This is a genomic window from Mesorhizobium sp. M0621 (assembly GCF_040320745.1).
In the GTDB taxonomy this organism is placed as follows: domain Bacteria; phylum Pseudomonadota; class Alphaproteobacteria; order Rhizobiales; family Rhizobiaceae; genus Mesorhizobium.
On sequence record NZ_JAMYQF010000118.1, the window covers coordinates 1 to 2,534 of the forward strand.

General features: G+C 67.3%; 3 protein-coding genes. 2 read left to right on the plus strand and 1 reads right to left on the minus strand.

Annotation, left to right across the window (positions count from 1 at the left end):
• Nucleotides 1-129 precede the first annotated feature (129 nt).
• Both NKI38_RS33315 and NKI38_RS33320 read left to right on the plus strand, forming a co-directional pair.
• The gene (locus NKI38_RS33315; RefSeq protein WP_352665104.1) at nucleotides 130-1,038 is read left to right on the plus strand and encodes a tyrosine-type recombinase/integrase; all 909 of its coding nucleotides are present in this window, start codon (nucleotides 130-132) and stop codon (nucleotides 1,036-1,038) included.
• Nucleotides 1,039-1,041: 3 nt separating this feature from the next.
• The gene (locus NKI38_RS33320; RefSeq protein ID WP_352665106.1) at nucleotides 1,042-2,235 is read left to right on the plus strand and encodes an IS91 family transposase; all 1,194 of its coding nucleotides are present in this window, start codon (nucleotides 1,042-1,044) and stop codon (nucleotides 2,233-2,235) included.
• 37 nt (nucleotides 2,236-2,272) lie between these two features.
• On the opposite strand, the gene NKI38_RS33325 is transcribed toward NKI38_RS33320, so the two are convergent.
• Nucleotides 2,273-2,534: hypothetical protein (locus tag NKI38_RS33325; protein ID WP_352665108.1), on the minus strand; the 262-nt coding region annotated here is incomplete at its 5' end.

The window sequence follows — 2,534 nt, forward strand, 5'->3', positions numbered from 1 at the left end:
GAACGAACCCGCTGCGCGGGAGGGGCGCCTGCGGTTGAGGTAGTGATCAAGAACCGGTCGTCGCGCCCGCGTTGAGCGTCATCCGGCAGGGGCAGAGCATGGCGGGCTTCTTCAACAAGGAGCCTGACCATGCAGCACCCCGTTCTCGATGCACCCATCAGCCCGCTGCGCCAGCGGCTGATCGACGACATGAACATGCGGCGCTTCTCACGCGAGACGCAGCGCAACTATCTCCGCGACATCGGACGCCTGGCGACATTCCTCGGGCGTTCACCAGACACCGCTACCGCCGACGACCTGCGCCGGTTCCAGATCGAGCAGCAGGAGGACGGCGTTCCCGTGCCAACGATGAACAGCATCGTGTCGGCGCTGCGCTTCTTCTTCACCCACACGCTCGACCGCCCGGACCTGGCGCGCAGGCTTGTCCGGCTGGCGCATCCGCGCAACCTGCCCGTGGTGCTCAGTCGCGACGAGGTCGCCCGGCTGCTCAACGCCACCACGTGTCTCAAGCACCAGGCCGCATTGTCAGTCGCCTATGGCGCGGGCCTGCGTGTCGCCGAGGTGTCGATGCTGAAGGTTGCCGACGTCGACAGCGAGCGCATGCTGCTGCGCGTCGAGCGTGGCAAGGGCGGGCGCTATCGCAATGCCATGCTCTCGGAGGACCTGCTCACGCTTCTGCGTGAGTGGTGGAAGGTCGGACGTCAGCAGGGCGTGATGCACCGCGAAGGCTGGCTGTTCCCTGGACAGCACGCGATGAAGCCGATCAGCACGCGGCAGCTCTATCGCATCGTCGTCGAGGCGGCCCAGGCCGCCGACATCGCCAAGCGGGTCGGGCCGCACACGCTGCGCCACAGCTTCGCCACCCATCTGCTGGAGGACGGCACCGACATCCGGATCATCCAGGTCCTGCTCGGGCATGCCAAGCTCAACAACACCGCCCTTTACGCGAAGGTGGCGACCCGGACGGTGCGTGCCGTGACGAGCCCGCTCGACAAACTCGGGCTGTTCAAGCCGGGAGAGGTCTCGCCCGACATCTGAGCCGTGCGCGCCTCGATCGAGGTCGCCGACATCTTCCGTGCTGCCGGACCCGCTTACCGGGCCGCCCATGCAGGTCACCTGAGCCTCGCCCAGCTCAAGGTCATGTCGGCGATCGAGTATTGCCGCACCGCCGCCCTCGGCGGTCACGTCGAAGCCTGCGAGGACTGCGGCCAATGGCGGATCGCCTACAACTCCTGCCGCAACCGGCACTGCCCGAAATGCCAGGGCGCGGCGGCGAGGACTTGGCTGGCCGAGCGCGAGGCCGACCTGCTGCCGGTCGACTACTTCCACGTTGTCTTCACGCTCCCGGCCGAGGTCGCCGACATCGCCTTCCACAACAAGGCGCTGGTCTACGACCTGCTGTTCAAGGCGGCATCGGAGACGATGTTGACGATCGCCGCCGACCCGAAGCGCCTCGGCGCCAGGATCGGCATCACCGCCGTACTCCACACATGGGGCTCGGCGCTGACCCACCACCCGCATGTCCACATGATCGTGCCGGGCGGCGGCATCGCGCCGGACGGAAGCCGCTGGGTCTCGTCGCGCCCGGCCTTCCTGCTCCCGGTGAAGGTTCTCGGCAAGCTGTTCCGTCGCCTGTTTCTCACCCGGCTGGTCGCGCTGCACGAGGCGGGCCGGCTCAGCTTCTTCGGGTCGATCGCGCACCTGATCGAGCGGCGGGCATTCCTGCGCCATCTTGCTCCCGTGCGGAAGAAGCGCTGGGTGGTTTACGCCAAGGCGCCGTTCGCGGGACCGGAGGCGGTGCTCGCCTATCTGTCGCGCTACACTCACCGGGTCGCGATCTCAAACAGCCGGCTGATCGCCTTCGACAAGAGCGGCGTCACTTTCCGCTATAGGGACTACCGCCGCGACGGCGCCGATCGCCAGCAGGTCATGACGCTCGCAACCGACGAGTTCATCCGCCGCTTCCTGCTTCATGTCCTGCCACGCGGCTTCCATCGCATCCGGCACTACGGCCTCCTCGCCGGTTCCGCTCGCAAGGCCAGCCTCGCGCTCGCCCGCGAACTGCTGAGCGTCGCGCCGCCGCCCGATGACAACATTCCGGAAGAACCGACTGACTTCCGCCCGCCATGCCCGTGCTGCGGCGGACGCATGATCGTCATCGAGGTGTTCGAACGGTGGAAGCAACCGCGTGGACCCCCGGACACAACGGCGACGAACCGGGAGAACTCTCCATGACCCGGCATGGCATGCTCCAGCCTTCAGCCGCAGGCACTCAGCCTCCGGCAACGGAGCCACGCACGTCCATCGTGATCATCGACGCCGAACGGGTCGCGTCCGGCCGCGCGACGAGCCGACAATACCGCATGGCTGAAAGGCGAAGCGGTCCGGCCGCATCAAACCCGCCGCTTCCCGGCGGCGGTCGCGCCATCGCCGACACCAGCCGCAAATCGAAATCCCCATAGCCATCGCCTGTGGCCCGCGGGTTCCTTCCTCGGGGACTTTCGTACGCCTGCCGGCGCCCGAAACTCTTCACG

Bases quoted from the DNA above. Each gene is read 5' to 3' on its own strand.
- NKI38_RS33315 (WP_352665104.1), top strand. From the start codon at position 130: ATGCAGCACCCCGTTCTCGATGCACCCATCAGCCCGCTGCGCCAGCGG.